The 3,894-nt window shown below is 63.7% G+C and carries 4 protein-coding genes and 1 pseudogene; 3 read left to right on the top strand and 2 right to left on the bottom strand.

Going from position 1 to position 3,894, the window contains the following annotated elements:
- The first annotated feature begins 312 nt into the window (after window positions 1-312).
- Window positions 313-1,389 (top strand): IS5 family transposase, encoded by a 1,077-nt coding sequence (locus IP83_RS10530; RefSeq protein ID WP_054122177.1) that lies wholly within the window; start codon window positions 313-315, stop codon window positions 1,387-1,389.
- Between the two features lie 150 nt (window positions 1,390-1,539).
- On the opposite strand, the gene IP83_RS21140 is transcribed toward IP83_RS10530, so the two are convergent.
- A complete protein-coding gene (locus IP83_RS21140) occupies window positions 1,540-1,797 on the bottom strand; it encodes a helix-turn-helix domain-containing protein (RefSeq protein ID WP_369817020.1) in 258 nt (85 codons plus the stop codon).
- 85 nt (window positions 1,798-1,882) lie between these two features.
- Here IP83_RS21140 and IP83_RS21135 point away from each other — a divergent pair.
- Window positions 1,883-2,203 (top strand): annotated as a pseudogene (locus IP83_RS21135) (transposase); the annotation flags it as partial.
- A 92-nt stretch (window positions 2,204-2,295) separates the two neighbouring features.
- Entirely contained in the window at window positions 2,296-2,595 is a 300-nt protein-coding gene (locus IP83_RS20895) for a hypothetical protein (protein WP_231625002.1), read from the top strand.
- Window positions 2,596-2,841: 246 nt separating this feature from the next.
- On the opposite strand, the gene IP83_RS19575 is transcribed toward IP83_RS20895, so the two are convergent.
- Window positions 2,842-3,788, bottom strand: a protein-coding gene (locus tag IP83_RS19575; protein WP_156309668.1) for an IS630 family transposase whose coding sequence is annotated in 2 segments (ribosomal slippage) — window positions 2,842-3,452 and window positions 3,452-3,788 — 948 coding nt in all. Because the reading frame shifts where the segments join, the coding sequence is not laid out codon by codon here.
- Between the last annotated feature and the right edge of the window lie 106 nt (window positions 3,789-3,894).

Genomic DNA, 3,894 nt, shown 5'->3' with positions numbered 1-3,894 from the left:
CTGTGTAAACATTGTGCTACGGGGTGTCTGGCGTTGTAATACAAGGTGATGCGGCGTGGGTAAGCCGAGCCGGATCAATGGGTTGTCTGTATTACATTGTAAGACGCAGGTGGGCTGGCTGTCCCTGGCGTCGCGCTGATCCTGAACCGCTTATAGAGCTGCAGAAACGGCTCCGCCACCGGGCGCGGCGTGTGCCGTCCCGCAGGTGTTCCTGTGCCGCCAGTGCTGCGTGAGAGCGGCTGGACACCCTGATTTACCGCTGGCGGTGAGGGTGTGAATGTGATTCCATCGTTTTTAGCGATGGAGGCGTATGTGTCTGTGCAGCGTGGCTTTTTCGATCTGGATGAGCGGTATGCGGCGCTGTCGGCGGCGGTCGATCCGCTAGAAAAGCTCGGGGCGCTGATCGACTTTGAGATATTTCGCCCCGCGCTGGATGCGGCCCTGCAGCGATCTGACGGCAGCAAGGGCGGCCGGCCGCCGCTGGACGCAGTGATGATGTTCAAGACGCTGATCCTGCAGACGCTCTACGGCCTGTCGGATGCGCAAGCCGAGTTCCAGATTCTCGACCGGCGCAGCTTCGGGCGCTTCCTCGGTCTCGACGATGGCGACAACACGCCCGACGAGACGACGATCTGGCGGTTCCGCGAGGCCCTGGTGCGCGCCAATGCCATTGATGCCTTGTTTGCCCGCTTCGACGCCCACCTCAGAGGTCTGGGCTATCTGGCCATGGGTGGGCAGATCGTCGATGCCAGCATCATAGCCGCTCCGCGTCAGCGCATGACCGACGAGGAGCGCGCTCTCGTCAAGGGCGGCGGCATCCCGGAAGACTGGGCCGCCAAGCCGGCAAAGCTCGCGCAGAAGGATCGCGACGCGCGCTGGACGCTCAAGCGCGGGCGCCGCAAGAAAGGCCCCGATGGCAAACTCTTGGCCGAGATCGCCACGCCCATATTTGGCTATAAATCGCACATCGGCATCGACCAGCGGCACGGCTTCATCCGCACTTGGAGCACCAGTGATGCCGCCCGCTACGATGGCCGCGAACTGCCGAACCTGATCGATCCGGCCAACACCGGCAGCGCGATCTGGGCGGATACCGCCTATCGCAGCCAGAAGAATGAGCGGGCCATCCTGCGCGCGGGACTGGTATCGAAAATCCACTTCCGCCGCGCACCGGGAAAGCCGCTTCCCACGCAGCGCCAACGCGCAAATGCTGCCCGATCCAAAGTGCGTTCTGCTGTCGAGCACGTCTTTGCCACACAGAAGCACCGCATGGGCCTGTTCATTCGCACGATCGGCATTGAGCGGGCCAAGGTGAAGATCGGCCTCGCCAACATCGCGTTCAACTTCAAACGCTTCCTCTACTGGGAAACCCGAGCGAACACCGTATGATCACGCGGCTAAGGCCCTGAAACGGCCCGCAACGCCTCCTCCGTGACCAGAAAATGACCGGATATGGCACCCGAAACCGGTCAACCGCTCACCGTCAGGTCATACCAAGCATCATGAGCGGGTAAATCAGGGTGTCCGGCTGAGAGGCGACTATCGCTGCATCATGCCCTCGATCTGCCTTCGGGTGAGGAAGGCGTCGAGGAGGGTCTTGACGATATGCTTGTCGCTGTCGGGCAGTTGCTCGACGGCCTGGAACTGGCGGAGCAGCTCGCGGTCGGTGACGCGGGCCTGTGCGGCTTCGTCGCTGGCCCCTTCGAGCAGATAGTCGCTGGTGGTGTCCAGCGCGTCGGCGAGGCGCTTGAGGGTATCGCCGCCGGGGCGGGACGCGCCGCGCTCGAACCTGCCGATGTGGGTATAGTGGAGGCCCGCCTTCTGGCCGAGCTGGGTCTGGGACAGGGTTACGGGTTACGGTGACACGTGCAACAATCCCCAAATTCCGCTAACCCACCACCACGGCCCGTCTCCCTCGCGTCGTGATCCCCGGCATTCCGCACCATATCACGCAGCGTGGCAATCGGCGCGAGCGCACGTTCTTCGAGGACGGCGACTATGCGCTCTACCTCGATCTGCTTGCCGACGCCGCAGGCCGGCACAGGCGCAGGTGTGGTCCTATTGCCTGATGCCGAACCACGTGCACATCGTGCTCGTGCCATCGGACGAAGACGGCCTGTGGCGGACCTTTCGCCGCCTGCACCGCGACTATACCGGCTTCATCAACGCACGGATGCGCACCACCGGCCACCTCTGGCAGGGCCGCTACGGCTCGGTCGCCATGGACGAGGCGCATTTCGTGACGGCGCTGCGCTATATCGCGCTCAATGCTCTCCTGAGCTTGTCGAAGGGCCGGTGCGGGCGCGGCTTGTGGCGCGTGCGGAGGACTGGCCGTGGTCGAGCACGCGGGCGCTGCTGGCGGGGCAGGACGATCACGTCGTCACCGTGGCGCCTGCGCTGGAGCGGGTGGGGGACTTTGCGGCGTTCCTTGGCGAATCCTTCGACGAGGCGCTGACCTATGCCGCGCTGCGAAAGGTGGAAAGCGTGGGGCGGCCGGTGGGCTCGCCGGAATGGCTGGCGGATATGGAGGCGCGGCTCGGCCGCCCGCTCGCGCCGCTCAAGCGCGGGCCGAAGGGGAAGGCGCTTGGCAACTAAATTTGCACCATTTCCGTAGCCCTACTTCCCAGCCTAAGCGACACTGTTTCGAAAAAGGACCTTGGAAGGTTTGTCCGCACGTTGAAATGCGATGATTCGCAGGCGAGCAGGCATCAGCTTGTCGCCGCGCAAACTGAAATCTCAAAATCCTGCGACCGCCCCCGGCGCTCTTCCAAGCTTAGCTTGCGAGCGACCCGGCTCAACACTGCGACAAATCCGTCAGTGAGGGATTAGAGCGGTTTCCACTCATTCCGGTTCATATCCGCACGAGCTGAAGTAGTTTGCGCATTCGGCGGGTTGGAAGATGTCGACGAGCCTGCCGATCAGACCCCACAGTCCGCTGACGGTACGTTCGCCCGCCTTGCGAAGCATGGCCTTCAGGCGAGAGAATGCTTTTTCGATGGGATTGAAGTCAGGGCTGTAGGGCGGGAGGAAGCGCAGGGTTGCTCCCGCCGCTTCGATCCGTTCTTTCACCGCTACCCGCTTGTGGCTCGAGAGGTTGTCCATGATGACGACGTCGCCGGGCCGCAGTTCGGGCACCAAAACCTGCGCCACATAGGCTTCGAACCAGTCGCCGTTGATCGGGCCATCGAGCACCATCGGCGCGACCAGGCCGGTCATGCGCAGGCCGGCCACCAGCGTGGTCGTTTTGCGGTGGCCGTGGGGGAAGCCCATCCGCAGCCGCGCACCCTTGGCGCAACGGCCATGGCTGCGGGTCATGTTGGTGGCAGTCCAGGTCTCGTCGATGAAAACGAGGCGTTCGGGTTCGAGGTCGATCTGTCCGTCGAACCAGCGCTGGCGCTGCTTCAGGACGTCGGGACGATCTTGCTCGATCGCGTGCCCGGTCTTTTTTTGCGCGTGATCCCGTGACGCACGAAGAAGCGATGCACCGTGCCGATCCCAACGAGGGTGCCGTGCTCGATAAGCCGCGCCTGAACCTCGACGAGGGTCATGTCGCCCTGCTCGGCGATCAGTCCCCGAATGAAGCCGCCGTGCGCTTCGATCCTGCCCGAATGCCGGTCGCCACCGCGCGGCTTGGCGACAGCCCTGCCATGTTCCAGCGCAAGTCGGTGCCAGCGGATCGCACTCGACACGCTGACCCCGAAGCGGGCCGCCGCCGCATGGCAACTCAGGCCGCCGTCAATCGCGGCAACAACTCTGTCCCGAAGATCCTGTGAAAGCGTGCGTGCCATCCATGCTGGCCTCCTGCCACCAGCAGGAAGCGTGAATCACATCAGGCCGCGCTAGCGTCCGCGCTCGTGGTGTAATTTCCGGTGTAGGCGATGGTGTATTCCGGGG

The organism is Novosphingobium sp. AAP93 (genome assembly GCF_001296055.1).
Classification (GTDB): Bacteria; Pseudomonadota; Alphaproteobacteria; order Sphingomonadales; family Sphingomonadaceae; genus Novosphingobium.
Note: the sequence above shows the minus strand (reverse complement) of the source record. Positions and strands in the feature narration are given on the sequence as shown.